This is a genomic window from Bradyrhizobium elkanii USDA 76, from assembly GCF_023278185.1.
Taxonomy (GTDB): domain Bacteria; phylum Pseudomonadota; class Alphaproteobacteria; order Rhizobiales; family Xanthobacteraceae; genus Bradyrhizobium; species Bradyrhizobium elkanii.
On record NZ_CP066356.1, the window covers coordinates 4,758,159 to 4,778,703 of the forward strand.

General features: G+C 65.4%; 16 protein-coding genes. 9 read left to right on the forward strand and 7 right to left on the reverse strand.

Annotation, left to right across the window (positions count from 1 at the left end; translation table 11 throughout):
* Positions 1 to 58: 58 nt before the first annotated feature.
* Positions 59 to 1,858 (forward strand): M23 family metallopeptidase, encoded by a 1,800-nt coding sequence (locus JEY66_RS23225; RefSeq protein WP_018271722.1) that lies wholly within the window; start codon positions 59 to 61, stop codon positions 1,856 to 1,858.
* A gap of 55 nt (positions 1,859 to 1,913) precedes the next feature.
* On the opposite strand, the gene JEY66_RS23230 is transcribed toward JEY66_RS23225, so the two are convergent.
* Positions 1,914 to 3,611, reverse strand: coding sequence for a Na/Pi cotransporter family protein (locus JEY66_RS23230; protein WP_018271721.1), 1,698 nt, complete (start codon positions 3,609 to 3,611; stop codon positions 1,914 to 1,916).
* A 338-nt stretch (positions 3,612 to 3,949) separates the two neighbouring features.
* On the opposite strand from JEY66_RS23230, the gene JEY66_RS23235 reads away from it, so the two are divergent.
* Together JEY66_RS23235 and JEY66_RS23240 are read left to right on the forward strand one after the other, a co-directional pair.
* Positions 3,950 to 4,195 (forward strand): PilZ domain-containing protein, encoded by a 246-nt coding sequence (locus JEY66_RS23235; RefSeq protein ID WP_026192789.1) that lies wholly within the window; start codon positions 3,950 to 3,952, stop codon positions 4,193 to 4,195.
* A 266-nt stretch (positions 4,196 to 4,461) separates the two neighbouring features.
* Complete coding sequence (locus JEY66_RS23240) at positions 4,462 to 5,160, forward strand: tetratricopeptide repeat protein (protein ID WP_018271720.1); 699 nt, start codon at positions 4,462 to 4,464, stop codon at positions 5,158 to 5,160.
* A 15-nt stretch (positions 5,161 to 5,175) separates the two neighbouring features.
* On the opposite strand, the gene JEY66_RS23245 is transcribed toward JEY66_RS23240, so the two are convergent.
* The 5 genes from JEY66_RS23245 to metC form a co-directional block, all read right to left on the reverse strand.
* Positions 5,176 to 6,444, reverse strand: coding sequence for a CpaE/TadZ family protein (locus JEY66_RS23245; protein ID WP_018271719.1), 1,269 nt, complete (start codon positions 6,442 to 6,444; stop codon positions 5,176 to 5,178).
* Entirely contained in the window at positions 6,441 to 7,178 is a 738-nt protein-coding gene (locus JEY66_RS23250) for a CpaD family pilus assembly protein (RefSeq protein WP_018271718.1), read from the reverse strand. Before JEY66_RS23250 ends, JEY66_RS23245 begins: the two co-directional genes overlap by 4 nt.
* 30 nt (positions 7,179 to 7,208) lie before the next feature.
* The gene (locus JEY66_RS23255; RefSeq protein WP_018271717.1) at positions 7,209 to 8,657 is read right to left on the reverse strand and encodes a type II and III secretion system protein family protein; all 1,449 of its coding nucleotides are present in this window, start codon (positions 8,655 to 8,657) and stop codon (positions 7,209 to 7,211) included.
* Between the two features lie 34 nt (positions 8,658 to 8,691).
* The gene (gene cpaB, locus JEY66_RS23260) at positions 8,692 to 9,492 is read right to left on the reverse strand and encodes a Flp pilus assembly protein CpaB (RefSeq protein ID WP_016842117.1); all 801 of its coding nucleotides are present in this window, start codon (positions 9,490 to 9,492) and stop codon (positions 8,692 to 8,694) included.
* 287 nt (positions 9,493 to 9,779) lie between these two features.
* On the reverse strand, positions 9,780 to 10,976 hold the full coding sequence (metC, locus tag JEY66_RS23265; protein ID WP_018271716.1) for a cystathionine beta-lyase: 1,197 nt from the start codon (positions 10,974 to 10,976) through the stop codon (positions 9,780 to 9,782).
* 328 nt (positions 10,977 to 11,304) lie between these two features.
* Here metC and JEY66_RS23270 point away from each other — a divergent pair, with 328 nt between their 5' ends.
* From JEY66_RS23270 to JEY66_RS23285, 4 genes are read left to right on the forward strand one after another with little or no spacing between them, the layout of a single operon-like run.
* Positions 11,305 to 12,321, forward strand: coding sequence for an amino acid ABC transporter substrate-binding protein (locus JEY66_RS23270; protein WP_018271715.1), 1,017 nt, complete (start codon positions 11,305 to 11,307; stop codon positions 12,319 to 12,321).
* Positions 12,322 to 12,344: 23 nt separating this feature from the next.
* Positions 12,345 to 13,550, forward strand: a complete 1,206-nt coding sequence (locus JEY66_RS23275; RefSeq protein WP_016842114.1) for an amino acid ABC transporter permease — start codon at positions 12,345 to 12,347, stop codon at positions 13,548 to 13,550.
* Positions 13,547 to 15,067, forward strand: a complete 1,521-nt coding sequence (locus JEY66_RS23280) for an amino acid ABC transporter permease (RefSeq protein ID WP_018271714.1) — start codon at positions 13,547 to 13,549, stop codon at positions 15,065 to 15,067. The genes JEY66_RS23275 and JEY66_RS23280 overlap by 4 nt, the downstream gene beginning before the upstream one ends.
* Positions 15,068 to 15,078: 11 nt before the next feature.
* Positions 15,079 to 15,819 carry an amino acid ABC transporter ATP-binding protein gene (locus JEY66_RS23285; RefSeq protein ID WP_018271713.1) on the forward strand — a complete coding sequence of 247 codons (741 nt, stop codon included), beginning with the start codon at positions 15,079 to 15,081 and terminating at the stop codon, positions 15,817 to 15,819.
* Between the two features lie 150 nt (positions 15,820 to 15,969).
* Here JEY66_RS23285 and JEY66_RS23290 read toward each other — a convergent pair whose 3' ends face one another.
* Positions 15,970 to 17,004 carry a cysteine synthase A gene (locus tag JEY66_RS23290; protein ID WP_016842113.1) on the reverse strand — a complete coding sequence of 345 codons (1,035 nt, stop codon included), beginning with the start codon at positions 17,002 to 17,004 and terminating at the stop codon, positions 15,970 to 15,972.
* Positions 17,005 to 17,590: 586 nt separating this feature from the next.
* Between JEY66_RS23290 and JEY66_RS23295 the strand changes: the two genes are divergently transcribed.
* Both JEY66_RS23295 and JEY66_RS23300 read left to right on the forward strand, forming a co-directional pair.
* A complete protein-coding gene (locus JEY66_RS23295; protein ID WP_018271712.1) occupies positions 17,591 to 19,087 on the forward strand; it encodes an efflux transporter outer membrane subunit in 1,497 nt (498 codons plus the stop codon).
* The gene (locus JEY66_RS23300; RefSeq protein ID WP_016842110.1) at positions 19,077 to 20,534 is read left to right on the forward strand and encodes an efflux RND transporter periplasmic adaptor subunit; all 1,458 of its coding nucleotides are present in this window, start codon (positions 19,077 to 19,079) and stop codon (positions 20,532 to 20,534) included. The genes JEY66_RS23295 and JEY66_RS23300 overlap by 11 nt, the downstream gene beginning before the upstream one ends.
* Positions 20,535 to 20,545 lie beyond the last annotated feature (11 nt).

The window sequence follows — 20,545 nt, forward strand, 5'->3', positions numbered from 1 at the left end:
GGCTTGCCGTGGGCGTGGCGGCATCTCGAGACCGTGCCCCAGGGGATGAGGGGCGTTGATGACCAGCCGTGACGAAGCGACGAAAGCGGGTGGTTATCTGTCGGTCGTCCGCAATGTTCCGTCGCTTGGCGAGCCGCCGCTGACCGGCGAAGGCAAGTTGCCTGACCGGCGCGCCGTCAGTTTCCGCTGGATGGCGGGGACGATTCTGATCGGATCCGCCGCCGTCGCTCTTCTGGCTGGCGCGCTTCGCGGGGCGTTTGGCGATCACGCGCGATTCGCTGCCGCACCGGTCGTGTCACTTCCGCGCTTTGCAGGGCAGGTGGTTGACGAGGCGCGGCGCGGCGATCGTCTCGACCGCAGGCTCGGCTCGCAGGGCAATTCCGCTGCGCTCAAGATTGAGCAGCTGAGCGATGCCGGCGCGGTCCGTCGATTCACCCGCGTGTCAGCGCGGCTCGCGGAGATCGATCTCGAACCACATCAGGAAGCGCGGGGAGACGAAAAGGACGACGCCCGACCGGGTGCGCAACGCGACCTGCTGTCGGAGCTGCCAGCCATCATACGGACAGGTCCATCGCGGCGCCCACTGCCGGGCGGCACCAGCGCCTATGCTGACGGTGAGGACGTGCCGCATCCGCCGGCTCCGATAGGTGAAGCTGTCAACGTCACCAGCCTTCCGAAATCTCCTTCGTCGGCGCGTCACCGGCGACATGTCATCATCGCGAGAAGCGGCGACACGCTGGCCGCCATTCTGCGGGCGCTGGCGGCGGCCGCGGAGGACGCGCCGGCGATCCTCGCCGCTTTCCCGTCGCCTGACGCTCGAGAGACGCTGTCGGGTGGCGAGAAAATCACGGTCATCGAACAAGGCGAAGACGCCGGTTCGCCGCCCGGCCATGTCGCGAAAGTGTCGATCGAACGGGCCGGCTCCAATGTGTCGGCCGTCGGTCGCACCGATGGCGGCCAGTACCAGGCGATCGTGCCGGAACAGCCCGACATCGCCGCGCGGAGCGAGAGCCCGCTGCGTGAGTCGATCGATACGCATTCCGTTCCGGGCGAAACGCTGCGTGACGGCCTTAACGCGCTTGCGCGCTCCAATCACGTCGATCAGGGGATCGTCGCTGAACTGATGCGGCTCTGTGGTCGCGATTTCGACCTCGACGAGCCACTCGGCGACGCCGATGTGGCCGAGATCATCTATGCGCCGAACGACATCGGTCAGCCGGAGTTGGTTTTCATTGACCTGACGGCGGGCGGACAGACCCGGCGGTACTATCGCTTCACGGCGCCGGACGATGGCAGCTCCGATTTCTATGACGAGACCGGCCAGTCCATCACCAAATTCCTGTTGCGCAAGCCGGTCGTGAGCGGGCGCCTCGGCGACGGCTTTGGCTGGCGCATTCATCCGATCCTTGGCGACCGCCGCTTCCATGAGGGCGTCGATTATGCGGCGCCCTATGGATCGCCCATCGCGGCCGCGGGCGCCGGCGTCGTCGAGACCGAGGGGTACGAACGCGGGTACGGGAAATATATCCGCGTGCGGCACGACCGCGGCTATGAGACGACCTATGCCCACGTCGCGAGCTTCCCGTCCGGGCTGAAGATCGGTGACCGCGTCCGTCAGGGCGAGACGATTGCCTTTGTCGGATCGACCGGGCTCTCGACCGGACCACATCTCTATTACGAGGTGCGGATCAACGGCCGCAACGTCGATCCGCTTCGGATGAAGCTGTCGGGCGGCCGGCTGCTGCAAGGCGACCTGCTTGGGGCCTTCGATCGCCAGCGTGACAGCATCAACCAACTCGCCGCCGTCTCGGCGCTTCCCCAGCGGCGTTCCGGCTCCGAACATCGGCCGCCGACATAGCGAGCGCAGATCGCATCAGGCCATGGCGCCGTGGCGTGCCTTGGCCTTGCCGGGGTCAGGAGCCCGGAGAGCTCGAAGGCACGGGCGCCGCAACGTCGGTCGTCGCCATCGTGCTCTCGCGATCGGCGGCGGTCTCGCCGGCGGCATCGAGCACGGGATAGGCGACCGAGCAGATATGCGAATGGATGCGGCGAAGGTCGCGCAGCACGTCGAGATGCAGCGAAGTGGTCTCGATGGTTTCGGGCCGGCCTTCGCGCAGGCGCTCCAGATGACGCTCGACGGCGGCCAATTCGGCCGCGCGCAGCGCCGCCTTCTCGGTGAGCAGCTTGCGCGCCTCGTTGGCATCGCCCGACATGAACACGCCGAACGCGATCCGCAGCGAGTCGATCGTGCGCTTGTGGAACGCCGACAGTTCCTCAGCGCCTTCGGCGGAGAATTGCAGGCGATGCTTGATCTTCTTGGTCGCGAGTTCGCTCAGGTTCTTGTCGACGATGTCGCCGATATGTTCAAGATTGATCGCGAACGCGACGATCTCCATGGCGCGCTGGCCCTCGCGCTCGTCCAGGCTGCCGCGGGTGAGCTTCGTGACGTAAAGCTTGATCGCCTCGTTCAGCCGGTCGACGGTGTTGTCCATCTTCGACACCTGGTCGACCAGGGCGCGATCGTTGGTCAGCATCGCCGCCATCACCTTGCGCAGCATGGCCTCGGTGTGATCGCCCATATGCAGCACCTCGCGCGCGGCATCGGCCAGCGCCAGTGAAGGCGTCTCCAGCGCGCTCTCGTCGAGATAGCGCGGCCGCGATGGATCGGTCTGCTGCGCTCGCTTCGGCAACAGACGCTCGAGCAGCCCCGCCATGTGGTCGAGCAGGCCGATGAACAGCAGCGCGGTCGCAACGTTGAAGGCAATGTGGAACAGCGCCGTCGCCTTGGCGAGATCAGGTTGCCAGGCGTAGATGATCTCGGTGATCGGGCGCAGGAACGGCGCCACCAGCAGGATGCCGACGACGCGGTTGACGAGGTTGCCGACCGGCAGGCGGTAGCTCGCCGGATTGTCGCGCCGCGCGCCCTCCAGCAACGGATTGATGGCGCTTCCGAGGTTGGCGCCGAGCACCAGCGCGAATGCGGCATAGGGCGAGATGAACTGGGAAAAGGCCAGCGACATCACCAGCAGCACGCTGGCGACGCTGGAATGGACCAGCCAGGTGACGACGGCGCCGATCAGGATGCAGAGCACGGGATCGCCGGTGATCGCGGCAAGGAACACGCGCACGCCCGGAGCATTCTCGGCGGGCGCCATCGTATCGAGCAGGATATGCAGGGCCAGCAGCATCAGGCCGAGGCCGATCGAGACACGGCCGAGATCCTTGATCCGGGAGCGCGGTCCGCTGCGGAACGCGACGAGGCCGACAATGAACAGAACCGGCGCGATGGCGGCGACGTTGAACGACAGCACCTGCACGATCAGCGTGGTGCCGATATTGGCGCCGAGCATGATCGCGAGCGCCGGCACCAGGCTGACGATCTCTTCGGCGGCGAAGGAACTGGTGATCAGGGCAGTCGCGGTCGAGCTCTGGAGCAGGGCGGTCAGGCCGAGACCGGCGCCAAGGGCGGTAAAGCGATTGCGCAGCGCCCGGGCGAGCAGCAACCGCAAATCCGGCCCGAAAGCGCGCAGAATCCCGCTATGGACCATGTGAAGGCCCCACAGCAGGAGCGCCACGCCCCCCATCAGATCGAGCAGAACAATGCTTCCCATACTTCCTGGCATCCCGGCGAATTCGAGTCGAAAGGATATACGTATCGTCTATCGACTGGCGATCAACCCCTTTTTGTTCTCGTGCGAACCCAGGCGGGAGCGACGCGCGCTGCTGAGTGGATCGGCCCATCGGGATGGCCTTATGCGACCTGTAGCGTCATTCCTAAACTATACAATCTTTGATTGATAAAGGCTTGTGGGGCCCGGCGAGGGCGCCTCCGGGTAAACGAATCTCGAACGCGACCGCTCAATTGCGATGGGTTCCGCTAGGCAGTTTCCAATCTTTCCCGGGTATGACGATAGGCCAGGAAGTTGCCCAGAAAGGCTTGGGGATCAGAATGTTTATGAATCGCCGCAAGAGCGAACGCCGCCCGTGCCGGAGCGTCGCCAAAATTCAGCTGGGCACAGGGTCGTTGCCACGCGACTGCATGATCACCGATATTTCGGCCGGCGGCGTCAAGGTGATCGCCGAATATCTGGAGATCCCGCCGGAATTCACCATCATCCTGTCGACCGGTAGTCCGCGTCAGTGCCGGCTGGCGTGGCAGATCGGGCACGAGTTCGGCGCCCAGTTCGTCGACTGAATCTGCCTTTTGGCTGCTTTCTCGCCAGGCGTCCGGCACCGGATCTGGGCCGGATGACGGCGACATGATGGCATCCTTAACCGGACCTTAGGGTTAAGCTGTGAGCATCCCGGAACCTTCGCCGTTCCGAGTCTCGCTTTATGTTTGAGAAATTACCCCGACCCTCAGGCCGCGCGCGCCGTCTCGCGGGTACGGTTTCTGCCGCGATCCTGTTGATCGGGTTGTCTGCCTGTCAAACCTCCGGCCCGTCTGACATCACGGGCTCATTGGGCGAGACGGCGGAGGCCACGCCGGCCCCGGCCGATCCGCGGCGCGACATCGCGACCTACCACGAGCGCGTCCGCGCCAATCCGAAAGACACCGACGCCGCGCTGAAATACGCCCGGGCGCTGCGCGCCACCGGCCAGCGGGCCCAGGCGGTCGCCGTCATGGAGCAGGCGGTGCTGGCGCAACCCAGCAACAAGGCGCTGCTCGCAGGTTACGGACGGGCGCTCGCCGACAACGGCAATTTCCAGCAGGCATTCGACGTGCTCGGGCGCGCGCATACCCCGGAAGATCCGGACTGGCGCATCCTGTCGGCGCAGGGCGCCGTGCTCGACCAGCTCGATCGCCACGACGAGGCGCGGCAGTATTATGCGAGTGCGCTGAAGATCGTGCCGGACGATCCGTCAGTGCTCTCCAATATCGGGCTGTCCTACCTGCTGTCGAAGGACCTGCCGAAGGCCGAGGAGACGCTGCGCCGTGCCCGGGAGCGCGCCCCCGGCGACATGCGGGTGCGAACCAATCTCGCTGTCGTGGTTGGCTTGCAGGGCCGTCAGTCCGAGGCGGAAACCATCATGAAAGCCGATTTGCCGGCGGAGCAGGGCTCAGCCAACGTCGCCGCGCTGAAGCGGCTGTTGGCGCGCAGGGATGCGAGCCGCGCCGACCCCGACAAGATCCCGGTCGCAGCCAGTCGCCGCGACTAGGGCGCTAGCGGGACGCTAGCCGGCGGCCCGGCGCCCGTCGTTTCGCCGTGACTGCAGCTTCTTGAGGATCGGCGACAGGAACGACTCGCGGGCTTCGGCGAGATCGGGACGGCCGGTAAGGCGCTGCGCGATCTGCAGGAAAGTCCTTGTGGTGCGGTGACGCGCGGAGACCTCCGCGATCATCTGGCCATTGTTGGCGGCTTCACCGAACAGCCTGCAGTCGAACGGGATGGCCGCGATCGGCTGGCTCTCGATCGTCTTGGCGAAATCCTTGACCTCGATCTCGGGGCGCTTCGACATGCCGACCTGGTTCAGGCAGTAGAGCGGCGGGCGGTCGTTCGGACGCGCGGTCCTCAACAGGTTCATCATGTTCTTGGTGTTGCGCATGTTGGCGAGGTCGGGCTCGGCCACGATCAGGATATCGTCGGCACCGACGAGCACGCGTTTGGTCCAGGCGGTCCATTGATGCGGCACGTCGAGCACGATGCAGGACGTCGTCATGCGCATCGTATCGAAGATGGCATCGAACGCCTCGGCGCCGAAATCGTAGACCTGGTCGAGGGTGGCCGGCGCCGCCAGCAGGCTGAGATGATCGCCGCACTTTGCGAGCAGGCGCTCCATGAAGGCAGAGTCCGGACGTTCGGGCGAGAACACGGCGTTGGCAATGCCCTGCACCGGGTCCTGATTGTAGTCCAGGCCGGCGGTACCGAAGGCGAGGTCGAGATCGACGACGACCGAGTCCAGCCCGAGGTCGCGCGCGATGGTCCAGGCGACATTGTGGGCAATGGTCGAGGCGCCGACGCCGCCCTTGGCGCCCGCGACCGCGATCAGGCGGCCGACCGAGACCGCTTCGGAGGCCGAGAACAGGCTGCAGATCGAGCGCACGATGTCGAGCACCTTGACCGGCCCGATGACGTAGTCGTTGACGCCGCGCCGGACCAATTCGCGATACGGCGCAGTCTCGCCGGGCGTGCCGAGCACCACGACGCGGGTGCCGGGATCGCAGACCGTGGCGAGCTCGTCGAGACCTGCGAGGAAATCGTGATCCGGCTCGGTCTCCAGCATGATGACGTTGGGCGTCGGCGCCTTGTGGTAGGCGTCGATCGCTGCGGCGATGCCGCCCATATGGACGGAGAGATGAGCCTTGGCGAGCCGGCGGTCGTCGGCAGCCGCGCGCGCGTTCGCGGCGGTCGCGACGCTGGCGCAGAACGCCTGCACGGAAATCCGCGGCGCCGGCGCGATGTAGTCGTTGGCGTGCTGCGGCTCGTCTTGCTGTTCGGTCATTTCGCGGCGTCGCTCAGCTTGGCTTTCTCGGCTTCGGGGTAGGCGGTCGCGGTCGACTCACCCTTGCGGTATTTGTCGAACGCGATCGAACGGCGCGGCGTATAGGCTGCGGTCTCGGTTCGCGGCTGTTCGAGGTCGGACGGATTGGCGACCATCGCGGCAAGGTTACGCTGCGTGGCGCAGCCGAAATTGTCGTACTGCTTGTTCTGGTTGTAGCTCGGATTGTAGATCGAGGGACCGAGGTCGCTCGGCCACACTCCGCAGGGACCGGCGACGGCGGCCATCTTCGGATAACTCAGCCGAATGGTCGGAAGCGCGCGCGGATCGTCGAGATAGGGGCGCTTGGTGATGGCATGGGCGGGCACGCCCATCGACGCCAGCAGGCCGCGGATCTCCTGATACACCGCCTGTGCCGAGCGCGCGTTCGAGCTGTCGGCCGGCACGTCGATCGCAATCGCGCCGGTGCCTTCGCGGCGCCAGGTGCGCGCCAGCCCCATGACGTCGTCGCGCTGCGTTTCGGTGAGGTTGCCGCGGGCACGGCCGACGAAGACGACGATCGATTGCTCGCCTTCGGTGACGGCGATCGGATGCCGCTGCCGGTAGTCGTCCGGCACCGTGCCGGTGACGACATCGCTCGTCAGATTGCAGCCGCCGAGCGCGATCGCGCTGACGACGAGGGCGCCGAACAGCGACAGCGTCCTGGCACGACCGGCTTGTGTGTTGCGTGTCATCATAGGATCCCCCAACCCCTTCAGGTCCGCGCCTCAGTCGATGATGAAGCCGAAATTGACCGGCGTGGCGCCGATCGGCTCGCCGCGGGCGGCAACGCCGTAGATGCGATTGACGCGCGCCAGCAGCGCCGACTGCGCGTCGGAAGCCGGGGCAAATCCGTCGTCGGGACGGGACAGCTCCTTCTGTGCAACAGCGCGCACCACGTAGGGCGTCACGATGACCATGAGCTCGGTCTCGTTGTTGACGAAGTCCTGGCTCCTGAAGAGCTGGCCGAGGATCGGGATCTGGTCGACGCCAGGCATGCCGTTGATGGCCTGCTTGGTTTGCTCCTGGATCAAGCCGGCCATCGCGATCGAGCCGCCGGAGGGCACCTCCAGCGTGGTGTCGGCGCGGCGGGTCTTGATCGAGGGAATGGTCGTGCCGTTCTGGCCGCCGGTCAGGGCGTTTTCCATCGAGACTTCGGAGACCTCGGTCATCACCTTGAGGCTGATCCGGCCCTCGGTCAGCACCACCGGAGTGAAGTTGAGCGAGATGCCGAATTTCTTGAAGCTGACGGTCTGAACGCAATTGCCGATCGTGCCCGACGTCGTCGTCTGGCAGGTAACGCCGGTCGGAATCGGAAACTCGCCGCCCGAAATGAAGGTCGCCGACTCGCCGGAGATCGCGGTGAGGTTGGGTTCGGCCAGCGTCTTGACCACGCCCGCGCTCTCCATCGCGCGCAGCGTCGCCGTGACCGTCGGCACGCCGAGCTTGTTCAGGGCTGCGCCCGTCAGCCCGTTGTTGGGGGCGAGCGCACCGTTATTGGCGGTGAAGGCGTTGGCGTTGTTGAAGACCACCGCGGCGGTTCCGTAGTTCATGTTGGCGCTGAGGTCGACGCCGAGCTGCTTGACGACGTCCCGGCGGACCTCGGCGACGGTGACTTTCAGCATCACCTGGTCGCGGCCGCGGACCACGATGGAATTGACGACCTTGTCGGCGCTGCCGACCAGTTTGGCGGCGATGTCGCCGGCCTGCTGGGCCTCGACCGGGCTTGCCACCGTGCCGGTCAGGACGACGCTGTCGCCGACGCCCTCGATCTGGACGCCGGGCAGCATCTGCTTCAGCGCGGCGCGCATGCCGTTGAGGTCGCGCTTGATCGCGATGTCGTAGGAGGCGACCTGGTTGCCGTCGGCGTCGAAGAACACCACGTTGGTCTGGCCGACCGCCGCGCCGATGATATAGGCGCGCTGCGCCGAGCGGATCACGGCGTTGGCGATCTTGGGATCGGCGACGAGAACGTCCTTGGCCTCGCGCGGCAGATCGACCACTACCGACTTGCCAACGCCGAGCGAGACGGAACGCGTCTTGGCGGCGATGCTGCTCGTCACCGCGACATCTGCGTTCTTGTCGGGATCGGTCGCGCTGGCAAGGGCAGGGATCAGCATCAGCGCAGTGATCGCCGACAATGACAGCGCGCGGACCAGCGTGGTCGACGTCGCCATTTGTTTCGCACCCGTCGTCATATCGAAGCCCCCATCACTTCTGTGTCGTCAGAGAGCTCGGGATGCCGAAGCGCACCACCTTGATGCTCTCGCCCCGCTTCGGGGCATGGTCTCTGGTCTCGTCGGTCTGCTCGTTGACGTCGGCGATGCTGCGCAGCGCCAGCGCCAGCGTGCCGCTCTGCCGGGCGCGCGCCAGCGTCTCGGCCTGCTCGGGCTTGAGCTCGAGGGTCACGGTCTTGCCGACGAGGGAGTTGTTGCCGTCCTTCTCCTTCGGCGCCTGGTCGATCGCCAGCACGCGGACGTTGGACAGCAGGATTTCAGTGGTGACGATATCGCGGCCGCCTTGCTGATCGGGATTCTTGTCGCGACGCGACAGGATCACATCGACGCGGTCGTTCGGCAGAATGAAGCCGCCGGCGCCGGTCTCCGGCGAGATTTCGGTGGAGATCGCGCGCATGCCGGAGGGCAGGATCGCGGCCATGAAGCCGCTTCCATTGGCCTTGACCAGCTTTTGCTCGCGGATCGGCTCGCCGACGATGAAGGGCGCGCGTGCGATCGAACCGATAACGTCATTCATGGCATTGGCGTTGGCGTCGTGACGGATGAACGCGCTGCTTGCAGTTTCAGCCGGCCAGCGCTGCCACTGGATGTCTTCGGCCTTGACCGATTGACCGAGTCCGATGTCGGACTTTGCGACCAGCACTTCGACGGTCGGCAGTTGCGCGACGGGCGGCGCGACCGGCGCCGGTTTGCGATCGCCAACGCTCGCCAGATACATGGCCGCGAGGCCTGCGACGCCGGCGATGCCGAGGACCACGATGCGTGCCGTTTTCATGCGATTGTCTGAATGCCCTTCACACAGGGCAATCGCGTCCTTGCGGCACTGACAGCCCTTCCCGGGAGCATCACTACGGCCGCAAAAGTATAAGGGAACTTGATGGAAGGTCCGGACAATTAAGGGATTGGTGGGGATGGTGAACGGCGAGTTATCGATGCTGTCGCATCTCCGCAGAATCCCGGAGATCGTGCGCGCGCAACGTGTGCGACGTGGGGGCCGCAACGCGGCGTCACGGCCGGTCGGCCGTGGTTAATGTCGCCTACGCGCAAGCCCGCGCGTACGGATCAGAGCGCGGCCTTCAGCGCGGCAAATCCACGGTCGAGATCGGCCTTGAGGTCGTCGAGATTCTCGAGCCCGATATGCAGCCGCAGCGTCGGCCCGCCCGGCGACCATTTGGTCGCGGTGCGATAGTCGCTGCAGTCGAACGGGATCGCGAGGCTTTCGAAGCCGCCCCAGGAAAAGCCCATGCCGAACAGGGTGAGCGCGTTCAGCATTGCATCGACCGCGGTCTGCGGCACCGGCTTCAGCACGATGCTGAACAGCCCGGAGGCGCCGGTGAAGTCGCGTTTCCAGATCGCGTGCCCGGGATCGGTGTCGAGGGCAGGGTGCAGCACGCGATCGACCTCGGGCCGCGCGCTGAGCCAGCGCGCGATCTCGAGTCCGGAGCGGTGGTGCTGCGCAAGCCGCACCGATAGCGTGCGAACCCCGCGCAGCGCGAGATAGACGTCGTCGGGGCCGGCGCAGACGCCGAGCAGGCGGATCGCCTCCTGGATCAGCGGCCAGGCTTTCGCATTGGCTGCGATGGTGCCGAACATGATGTCGGAGTGGCCGCCGATATATTTGGTGGCGGCCTGCATGCTGATGTCGACGCCCTGTTCGAGCGAGCGGTGATAGAGCGGCGTCGCCCAGGTGTTGTCGTCGATCATGAGCGCGCCGCGGGCGTGCGCCACGGCCGATATCGCCCGCACGTCCGGCATCTCGAACGTCTGCGAGCCGGGCGCTTCGATCAGCACCGCGCGGGTGTTCGGCTTGAACAGCGTCTCGATGCCGGCGTCGACCAGCGGATCGAAATAGCTGGTCTCGATGCCGTAGCGCTTGAGCATGTTGTCGCAGAAATTGCGGGTCGGCCGATAGGCATTGTCGCACACCAGGAGGTGTTCGCCGGCCTTCAGCACGGCAAGCAGCGTGGTGCTGATCGCCGCCAGTCCCGACGGGGCAAGGCCGACGCCGGCGCATTGCGGGCCTTCCAGTGCCATCAGCACGTCCTGCAGCGCCCGCGTGGTCGGGCTGCCATGGCGCCCATAGGTAAATTCGGCGCGATGGGCGTGGAGGTCCTCCGCGGTCGGATAGAGCACGGTCGAGCCGTGAAACACCGGCGGATTGACAAAGCCCTTCTGGGCCTTGGTGTCGCGGCCGGCCGTGACCAGACGGGTCGCGGCCTGTTGCGGGTGGGAGGGCGTGGAGCCGTCGGAGGAGGTCATGGAGCGCTGCCGTTAGACTTTAGACTTGTTGCCGCAGCCGTGCCGCGTCGGGAAGACAGGGCCGGGCAGGGAGGTGTTACTAACAAGAGGCAGAAGACATGCGTCAACCCCTTGACCCGGCTCGTCAGTCGCTATGTGATGCGGCGCAACTACCAGTCGCCGCACGTTGAGGGGCCTGCCGCGACCTACGATCCGTTGCCCGACCGGTTTGCAGGTCAAACTGCCGGTCAAAGCGGCATTTTTGCTGCAAGGGATCATTGGGATGGCCCGTGAACGCGAGGCGATCACAAAGCAAACGTCCACCGGACGACCCTGAAAGGCCCCGCCCATGAAACGCGTATCCTTGGCTGTCACCCTTGCCGCTGCCGCCGCCCTGTCGGTCCAGGCCGCCTCGGCGCAAACCCTCAAGACGGTCAAGGACCGAGGCCAGCTGTCCTGCGGCGTCAGCGGCGGCCTGCCGGGCTTCTCGTCGCCGGACGACAAGGGGAACTGGACCGGCATCGACGTCGACATCTGCCGTGGCCTCGCGGCGGCGATCTTCGACGATCCGTCCAAGGTCAAGTTCGTGCCGCTGTCGGCCAAGGACCGCTTCACCGCGCTGCAGTCGGGCGAGATCGACGTGCTGTCGCGCAACACCACCTGGACGCTGTCGCGCGATACCTCGCTCGGCGCCAACTTCACCGGCGTGACCTATTATGACGGGCAGGGCTTTCTGGTGAAGAAGTCGCTGAAAGTGAACTCGGCGCTGGAGTTGAACAGCGCGTCGGTCTGCGTGCAGACCGGCACCACGACCGAGCAGAACCTCGCCGACTACTTCAAGGGCAACAACATGAAGTACGAGGTGATCGCGTTCGCCGGCGCCGACGAGACCGTGAAGGCCTACGAGACCGGCCGCTGCGACGTGTTCACCTCCGACGTGTCCCAGCTCTATGCGCAGCGGCTGAAACTCGCCAACCCGGCCGACCACGTCGTGCTGCCCGAGATCATCTCCAAGGAGCCGCTCGGCCCGATGGTTCGCCATGGCGACGACCAGTGGTTCGACATCGTGAAGTGGGCGCTGTTCGCCCAGATCAATGCCGAGGAACTCGGCGTCACCCAGAAGAACGTCGACGAGATGGCCAAGTCGGACAAGCCCGACCTCAAGCGCGCCTTCGGCACCGACGGCAATCTCGGTGAGCAGCTCGGCCTGACCAAGGACTGGTTCTCCCGCATCATCAAGGCCGTCGGCAATTACGGCGAGATGTACGATCGCAACGTCGGCGCCGGATCGAAGCTGCAGATCGCACGCGGGCTCAACAATCTCTGGAACAAGGGCGGCATCCAGTACGCGCCTCCGATCCGCTGATCGGCGACGAGGCGGCTGCGGCGATGACGACCGAGCCCCGAAAACCACCGCCGCAGTTCATCTTCCGCCTGAAGCGCGCGCTCGGCGGCCAGTCCGGCTGGACTGGCCTTGCCGTGCAGATCGTGTTCGCGGCGGTGTTGGCCTGGGTCGCCTATGAGATCGTGGCCAATGCCCGCGCCAACCTGGAGACGCAGCGCATTGCCTCCGGGTTCGGCTTTCTCAAAAACAATGCGGGCTTCGATGTCAGCCTGAACCTGATCCCGTATTCGGGATCGGACACCTACACGCGGGTGTTCTTTGTCGGCCTGTTCAACACGCTGCTGGTTGCGGGCATTGGCATCGTCTTCGCCACCATCATCGGCTTCATCGTGGCGCTGTGCCGGCTGTCGCCGAACTGGCTGCTGGCGCGGCTCGGCGAGATCTATGTCGAGATCGTCCGCAATCTGCCGCTGCTGTTCCAGCTATTGTTCTGGTACCTTGCGGTGCTGGCGGCGCTGCCGGGGCCGCGCCAGAGCATCTCGCTGTTCAACGCCTTCTTCCTCTCCAATCGCGGGCTGGTGATCCCGCGGCCGATCGGCGAGGCCGGGCTTGATCCGTTTCTGATCGCGCTCGCGATCGCCATCGCAGGCGCGCTGGCGCTGCGCGGCTACGCAAGGCGGGCGCTGTTTCAACGCGGGCAGGCGATCCGGATCTGGCCCTATGTGCTCGGCCTGCTGGCCGGATTGCCGCTGGTGACGACGCTGGTGTTCGGCTTGCCCATGACCTTCGAGCTGCCGCAACTCAAGGGCTTCAACTTCGCCGGCGGCGCACGGGTCATTCCGGAGCTGGTTGCGCTGGTGGTCGCGCTATCGACCTATACGGCGGCCTTCATCGCCGAGATCGTCCGCGCCGGAATTCTGTCGGTCCATAAGGGACAGATGGAAGCCGGCTCGTCGCTCGGCCTGTCGCGCGGCACCACCTTGCGGCTGATCGTCGTACCCCAGGCGATGCGCGTCATCGTTCCGCCGCTGACCAACCAGTATCTCAACCTGACCAAGAATTCGTCGCTGGCGGTCGCGATCGGCTATCCCGACCTGGTCTCGGTATTTGCCGGCACGACGCTGAGCCAGACCGGCCAGGCGATCGAGATCATCGCCATCACCATGGGCGTGTACCTGCTGATTTCGCTGGTCACCAGCGCGATCATGAGCGTCTATGGCTGGCGCATCAACCGGAGCCTTGGGGCATGACCGACGTCACCGCGTCATCCTTTGTTAGGCAGGACCTGGTGCCCGAACGCCGGGCGCCGGTGAAGACCACCGGCCTCGTCGGTTTCATCCGCACGCGGCTCTTGAATTCGCCGACCAACATCCTGCTGACGATCCTGGCGCTGGGGCTGCTCTGGTACACGATCGTTCCCGCATTCAGGTTCCTGCTGGTCGATGCGGTCTGGAGCGGCAAGGACCGCAATGCATGCCTCGCCGAGACCGCCGGCCGTCAGGTCGGCGCCTGCTGGCCCTACATCCAGGCCAAGCTCACCCAGCTGATCTATGGCTTCTATCCGGAAGCCGAGCGCTGGCGCGTCAACCTGACCTTCGTCCTCGCGGCCGTCCTGTTGCTGCCACTCCTTATTCCGCGCCTGCCGACGAAGGGCCTGAATGCGGGCCTGTTCTTCTTCGCGTTTCCGGCGGTCGCCTTCTTCCTGCTGCGCGGCGGCGGACTAGCCGGTTTCGGCGTCAGCTGGGTCGCGAGCCTGTTGCAGCTGTTCGACGACAGCATCGTCAATGCGGGGCAGGTGCTGGTCAATCTCAGCCGGAATTCGGCGATCGGGCCGCTGCTGTGGGCCGTCGGCAAGATCATCGTGCTCGTCGGCAGCCTGATCGGCTGGCTGATCTTTCCGCTGACCTCGCTGCGCGAGCAGCTCCAGATGTCGAGCCAGCCGTTGTGGTTCGACTTCCTGCTCACTACGGCGATCGTCTCGCTGATCCTGTTTTTCCTCGGCGGCGGCATGCGAACCGGACAACGGGCGCTGCTGGGGAGTCTCGCAAGCTTTGCCGGCATCGCGATCGTGATCAAGCTGATGGGGCTCGACCGCGGCGGACTGCCCATCGTCGACACCAGGCTGTGGGGCGGCCTTCTGGTGACGCTGGTGGTGTCGGTCACCGGCATCGTTACCTCGATGCCGATCGGGATCGCGCTGGCGCTGGGCCGCCGCTCGACCATTCCGCTGATCCGGATCTTCTCGATCGCCTTCATCGAGTTCTGGCGCGGCGTGCCGCTGATCACGGTGCTGTTCTTCGCAACCTACATGCTGCCGCTGTTCCTGCCGGGCAATTTCAACGTCGACGGGCTGGTCCGCGCGCTGATCGGCATCGCGCTGTTTGCCGGCGCCTACCAGGCCGAGGTGGTGCGCGGCGGCCTTGCCGCGATCCCGCGCGGGCAGGGCGAGGCGGCGAGCGCGCTCGGTCTGTCCTGGTGGAAGACCACGTCGCTGATCGTGATGCCGCAGGCGCTGCGCCACGTCATTCCGGGTCTCGTCAACAGCTTCATCGCGCTGTTCAAGGACACCTCGCTGGTTTCGATCGTCGCGCTGTTCGACCTCCTGGGGTCGTTGCATGCGACGTTCTCCGATCCGACCTGGTCGACGCCGACCACGGCCTTTACCGGCTTCGCTTTCGCTGGAATGATCTACTTCGTGTTCTGCTTTGGAATGTCGCGCTACTCGCTGTTCGTCGAAAACCGGCTCAACGCTCACCGCCGCCACTGAACAAGGTCACCATGTCCACAACCCCGATCGTCAACATTTCTGCTCTCAACAAATGGTACGGCGACTTCCACGTGCTGCGCGACATCAACCTGGAGGTCGGCAAGGGCGAGCGCATCGTGATCTGCGGCCCGTCCGGTTCGGGCAAGTCGACCCTGATCCGCTGCATCAACGCGCTGGAGGAGTTCCAGGAGGGCGAGATCGTGGTCGACGGTATCGACCTCGGCCCGAGCCTTCGCCGTGTCGACGAGGTCCGCCGCGAGGTCGGCATGGTGTTCCAGAGCTTCAACCTGTTCCCGCATCTCACCGTGCTCGACAATTGCACGCTGGCGCCGATCTGGGTGCGCAACATCCCGAAGAAGGATGCCGAGGCCACCGCGATGAAGTTCCTCGAGCGGGTCAAGATCCCGCATCAGGCCAACAAGTTTCCAGGCCAGATGTCGGGCGGTCAGCAGCAGCGCGTTGCGATTGCCCGTGCACTGACCATGAATCCGAAGGTGATGCTGTTCGACGAGCCGACCTCGGCGCTCGACCCGGAGATGGTCAAGGAAGTGCTCGACACCATGGTCGATCTTGCCAAGGAGGGCATGACCATGCTGGTCGTCACCCATGAAATGGGCTTTGCCCGCGAGGTCGCCAACCGCGTCGTGTTCATGGACGCGGGCCAGATCATCGAATCGAACACGCCGCAGGAATTCTTCGCCAACCCGCAGCATGCGCGGTCGAAGCTGTTCCTGAGCCAGATATTGCGGTGATTTCTGCGGTCATTGCGAGCCACCCAGTCGACGCAAAGCGCCGCCGGATGACAGGCTCCGCGAAGCAATCCAATCTTCCGCATCGGAAGCATGGATTGCTTCGTCGCAATAGCTCCTCGCAATGACGTCTGCGGGACGCCATTCGCTCCCTCAGACCAGCGGCAGCTCGATGTTGCTGCGCTTTTCCAGCCATTCCGGGACCGGCAGATTCTTCGAGCGCATGAAGGCCGGGTTGAACAGCTTGGACTGATAGCGGTTGCCGGAATCGCAGAGAATTGTGACGATGGTCTTGCCGGGGCCGAGCTGCTTGGCGAGCTGGATCGCGCCGGCGATGTTGACGCCGGTCGAGCCGCCGAGGCACAGGCCTTCGTGCTCCAGAAGGTCATAGATGATGGTCACGGCTTCCTCGTCGGAGATCAGGAACGCGGTGTCGACCTTCGCCGTCTCGACCACAGGCGTGACGCGTCCGAGCCCGATGCCTTCAGTGATCGAGTCGCCCGGCGTCGATTTGACCTGTCCATTCTTGAACAGTTCGTACATCCCGAAGCCGTGCGGATCGGCGCAGGCGGTGACGATGGCCGGGTTCTTTTCCTTCAGGTAGCGGCTGACGCCGGCAAGCGTGCCGCCGGTGCCGACCGAACAGATGAATCCGTCGACCTTGCCGTCGGTCTGCTGCCAGATTTCCGGTCCGGTCGAGTCGTAATGCGCCTTGGGATTGTCGAGGTTGTTCCACTGGTCGGCGAACAGCACGCCGTTCGGTTCGGTCTTGCGCAGCTGCTCGGCAAGACGCTTGCCGAGATGCTGATAGTTGTTCGGATTGGCGAAGGGCAGCGCCGGCGCCTCGACGAGTTCGGCACCGCACAGCCGCAGCATGTCCTTCTTTTCCTGGCTCTGCGTCTCCGGAATGACGATCAGGGTGCGGTAGCCGCGCGCACTCGCTACGACCGCGAGCCCGATCCCGGTATTGCCTGCGGTCGACTCGACCACGAGGCCGCCGGGCTTCAGCGCGCCGCGCCTCTCGGCCTCCAGGATCATCCATTTGCCGGCACGATCCTTCACCGACTGGCCCGGGTTCATGAATTCGGCCTTGCCGAGAATGGTGCAGCCGGTCAGTTCGGACGCGCGTTTCAGCTTGATGAGGGGGGTGTTGCCGATCGCTTCGATGACGTCTTTGTTGAATATCATGTCGGGGAATTTCTTTGCCGGTCTGTGTCTTGCTTGGCGAACCTAGTGTGCTGATCGAAAAAGGGAAGGGCTTTTGCACTGCGGCAAGACACGGGTTCAACGGGTTTGACGTCGCACGCGCGGATGGGACGGGCTCGGGGAGAACGCCGTTGTGCGGCGGTCGGGTTGGCCAGCAGAATCATCCTGTGGTCCGCGGTTTCGCACGAGGTGCGCGCTCTCGGCCAATCAAGGCCTGACGGCGCGGTGCGCGGTGGCGCGAGTTTGGCGCCGCGCCGGCACATCTTGGGATCAAATGCAACAGGAGCCGAAAAATCCCCATGAAATCTTTGTAAGAATCGTGACTTCCGGCACGGGTCCGAAACGCGCGGAAATGCCGTAAAAAATAGGGAAAAGTCGGCATTCAAGGTAGCCACGAATCGCTTGCGATGCGACGCCACGCAATCGTGACGGGGCTGTCCGCCCCATTGTCCCAAGGGTAGGATGGGACAGGCAGGTTCCATTGGAAGCATACCCCCGTGAACGTCACCCAGACCATCGCTGAACGCGTCATTCGTGCGCCACAGGCGAAGTCTGGCTTCGGCGGAGAATGGGTGTGACCCAGCCCGTGTCCGTGATGGTGCCTGGAGGCCGGTTCGGCCTCGCCGTCCGCGCGCGCCGGCTCGCGGGACGCTCGCTCGTTGCGCTCGGCCTGGCCGTTGGTTCTGCCGGCTGCATTCTGACCCAGGACATCCCTGATCCGGCGCTCGACGTGCCACAGGGCTACAAGGCCGCGCGGCTCGGCCGGCCGGGCGATGCGCTTCCGACGCTCGATTGGTGGCGGGGCTTCCGCTCCAGGGAGCTGACGCAGCTGATGGAGGAGGCGCAGACCGTCAACCTCGACATCGCGGCTGCGGTTGCACGCTTCCGCCAGGCCGACGCGCTGGCGCGGCAGGCCGGCGCGGCGCTGCTGCCGACCCTCAATCTCAACGGATCGGAAACCTACTCGCGCACCTCCGGCTCCAGCGCCAGCGGCCTCACCAATGGCGGGCGCGAGGTGGTGAACTACAACGCCTCGCTGAGCGCCAGCTATCAGCTCGACTTCTGGGGCCAGAACCGCGACGCCGCGCAGGCGGCGGAGGAGACCGCCGTCGCCAACCGGTTCGACCGCGAGGTGGTGGCGCTGACCGCGCTGGCGAGCGTCGCCAATGCTTATTTCACCGTGCTGGCGACGCAGGACCGGCTTCGCACCGCGCAGAGCAACATCGCCAGCGCCGAGCGCATCCTCAATGCGATCAAGGAGCGCTTCAAGGCCGGCACCGGCTCCGATCTCGACGTCGCGCAGCAGGAGAGCGTGCTCGCCAACCAGCGCGCGCTGGTGCCGCCGCTGCGGCAGACGCTCGCCCAGAATATCAACGCGCTCGCGGTGCTGGTGTCGCGGCCGCCGGAAAGCGTGCGCGTCTCCGGCGGCTCGCTCAACGCCGTTGCGATCCCGCGCGTCACGCCGGGCCTGCCGTCTGAATTGCTGACCCAGCGTCCCGATATCCGCCGGCAGGAAGCGCAGCTCTCATCCGCCACCGCCAATGTCGGCAGCGCGCGGGCGCAGTTCTTCCCGAGCATCCAGCTGACCGGAACGGGCGGCTACCAGAGCCAGGCGCTGGTCTCGCTGTTCCAGCCGCATGCCGCCTTTTTCAACTTGGTCGGCAGCATGACCCAGCCGATTTTCGACGGCGGCCGGATCCTCGGCAATTTCGAATACACCAAGGCGAAGCAGGACGAGTTGCTGCAGACCTACCGCAAGACGGTGGTGCAGTCGTTCACCGACGTCGACAACGCGCTGGTCGCGATCCGCGAGACCACGCGGCGACTGCAGCTGCAGCGGGACGTGCTGTCGTCGTCGCGGCGCGCCTTCGACCTCGCCGAGCAGCAGCTCAAGGCCGGCACCGCCGATATCGTAACTGTGCTAAACACGCAGCTGACTTTGTTCCAGGCGGAAGATGCCTATTCGCAGGCCCAACTGGCCCGGCTATTGGCGATCGTGAGCCTGTATCAGGCCTTGGGGGGCGGCTGGGAACCGAAGATGGAAAGACCGGTCGATGCTCTTTAAGCCCGACTCGACGGACGACGAGAAACGCACGGCGCCGCGCAAGCGGAGCCTTCTCTCGCGCCTGCTCGGGCGCATGGTGTCCCTGCTGATCACGCTCGTGATTCTGGGCGGGCTCGGCTATCTCGGCTGGCTCGCCTTCCAGCCCAAGCAAAATGGAGGCGGCGGGCGCGGCGCGGGCGGGCGGCCCGACCTGCCGGTGCCGGTGCTTGCGGCCACGCCGCATGTGCAGGACGTGCCGGTCTATCTCGACGGCGTCGGCTCAGTGAGGGCGTTGAACACGGTTACCGTGCGTTCCCAGGTCGACGGCAAGCTGATCGCGGTGAATTTCGTCGAGGGGCAGGACGTCAAGAAGGGTGACGTGCTCGGCGAGATCGATCCTGCGATCTATCAGGCGCAATACGACCAGGCGGTGGCCACGAAGGCCAAGGACGAAGCGCTGCTCGCCAATCAGAAGATAGACCTTGCCCGCTACGAGCAGCTCGCCGCCAGCAACGCGGGCTCCAAGCAGCAGGCCGATACACAACGCGCGCTGGTGGCGCAGCAGCAGGCCATCATCAAGGCCGATCAGGCCCAGATCGACAACATGCGAGCCACGCTGGGCTACACCAAGATCGTGGCGCCGATCTCCGGGCGCGCCGGCTTGCGCCAGGTCGACCAAGGCAACATCATCCACGCCTCCGACACCACCGGGCTCGTGATCCTGACCCAGCTGCAGCCGATCGCCGTGTGGTTCAGCCTGCCGCAGCAGCAGATCATGCGCGTCAACGCCGCGGCGGCGAAGGGCCAGCTCGCGGTCGATGTGTTCGGCAATGACGGCGTCACCGTGATCGATACCGGCAAGCTGACCGGCATCGACAACCAGGTCGATCCGACCACCGGCACGCTGAAGCTGAAGGCCGAATTCCCCAACACCAGCTACCAGCTCTGGCCCGGCCAGTTCGTCAATGTGCGGCTCAAGGTCGAGACCCTGCCGCAGGCGATCGTGGTGCCGACCTCGGCGGTACAGCGCGGTCCGGCCGGCACCTTCAGCTACGTGATCGGCGAGGGCGACATCGTCACCGCCAAGCCGGTCACGGTCACCCAGCAGAACGAGCATGAGGCCGTCATCGCCAGCGGCCTGACCACGTCGGACCGGGTCGTGACGACGGGCTTTGCCAATCTCGCCGATGGCGCGAAGGTCGTGGTCGGCAAGGATGACGGGCCGCCGGCCGCCGATCTCGCGCCGCGCAAGCGCAGCCGCAACCCTGACGGCAAGCGCGGGGCGCAAGGCGCTGGTCAAGGCGAAGGGCAGGGCAAGGACGGCAAGAAGGACTGGCAAGGCAAGGACGGCGAGCATCGCGGCCGGCACGAACATAGCGAAGGCGATCAGAAGGGGCAGACCGGACCGGCGCCCGCGCCGGCAGCAGGGGGCGAACAGTCGGGCGGCGCGCCGAAGGCGCAGCCATGACCGGCATCCAG

What these genes read in the sequence shown, in the direction of transcription:
- JEY66_RS23275 (WP_016842114.1), top strand. Translation starts at nt 12,345, where the DNA reads ATGACGACCGAGCCCCGAAAACCACCGCCGCAGTTCATCTTCCGCCTG.
- JEY66_RS23225 (WP_018271722.1), top strand. Translation starts at nt 59, where the DNA reads ATGACCAGCCGTGACGAAGCGACGAAAGCGGGTGGTTATCTGTCGGTC.
- JEY66_RS23235 (WP_026192789.1), top strand. Translation starts at nt 3,950, where the DNA reads ATGTTTATGAATCGCCGCAAGAGCGAACGCCGCCCGTGCCGGAGCGTC.
- JEY66_RS23270 (WP_018271715.1), top strand. Translation starts at nt 11,305, where the DNA reads ATGAAACGCGTATCCTTGGCTGTCACCCTTGCCGCTGCCGCCGCCCTG.
- JEY66_RS23295 (WP_018271712.1), top strand. Translation starts at nt 17,591, where the DNA reads ATGGGTGTGACCCAGCCCGTGTCCGTGATGGTGCCTGGAGGCCGGTTC.
- JEY66_RS23285 (WP_018271713.1), top strand. Translation starts at nt 15,079, where the DNA reads ATGTCCACAACCCCGATCGTCAACATTTCTGCTCTCAACAAATGGTAC.
- JEY66_RS23300 (WP_016842110.1), top strand. Translation starts at nt 19,077, where the DNA reads ATGCTCTTTAAGCCCGACTCGACGGACGACGAGAAACGCACGGCGCCG.
- JEY66_RS23230 (WP_018271721.1), bottom strand. Translation starts at nt 3,611, where the DNA reads ATGGGAAGCATTGTTCTGCTCGATCTGATGGGGGGCGTGGCGCTCCTG.
- JEY66_RS23280 (WP_018271714.1), top strand. Translation starts at nt 13,547, where the DNA reads ATGACCGACGTCACCGCGTCATCCTTTGTTAGGCAGGACCTGGTGCCC.
- metC (WP_018271716.1), bottom strand. Translation starts at nt 10,976, where the DNA reads ATGACCTCCTCCGACGGCTCCACGCCCTCCCACCCGCAACAGGCCGCG.
- JEY66_RS23250 (WP_018271718.1), bottom strand. Translation starts at nt 7,178, where the DNA reads ATGATGACACGCAACACACAAGCCGGTCGTGCCAGGACGCTGTCGCTG.
- cpaB (WP_016842117.1), bottom strand. Translation starts at nt 9,492, where the DNA reads ATGAAAACGGCACGCATCGTGGTCCTCGGCATCGCCGGCGTCGCAGGC.
- JEY66_RS23245 (WP_018271719.1), bottom strand. Translation starts at nt 6,444, where the DNA reads ATGACCGAACAGCAAGACGAGCCGCAGCACGCCAACGACTACATCGCG.
- JEY66_RS23290 (WP_016842113.1), bottom strand. Translation starts at nt 17,004, where the DNA reads ATGATATTCAACAAAGACGTCATCGAAGCGATCGGCAACACCCCCCTC.
- JEY66_RS23255 (WP_018271717.1), bottom strand. Translation starts at nt 8,657, where the DNA reads ATGGCGACGTCGACCACGCTGGTCCGCGCGCTGTCATTGTCGGCGATC.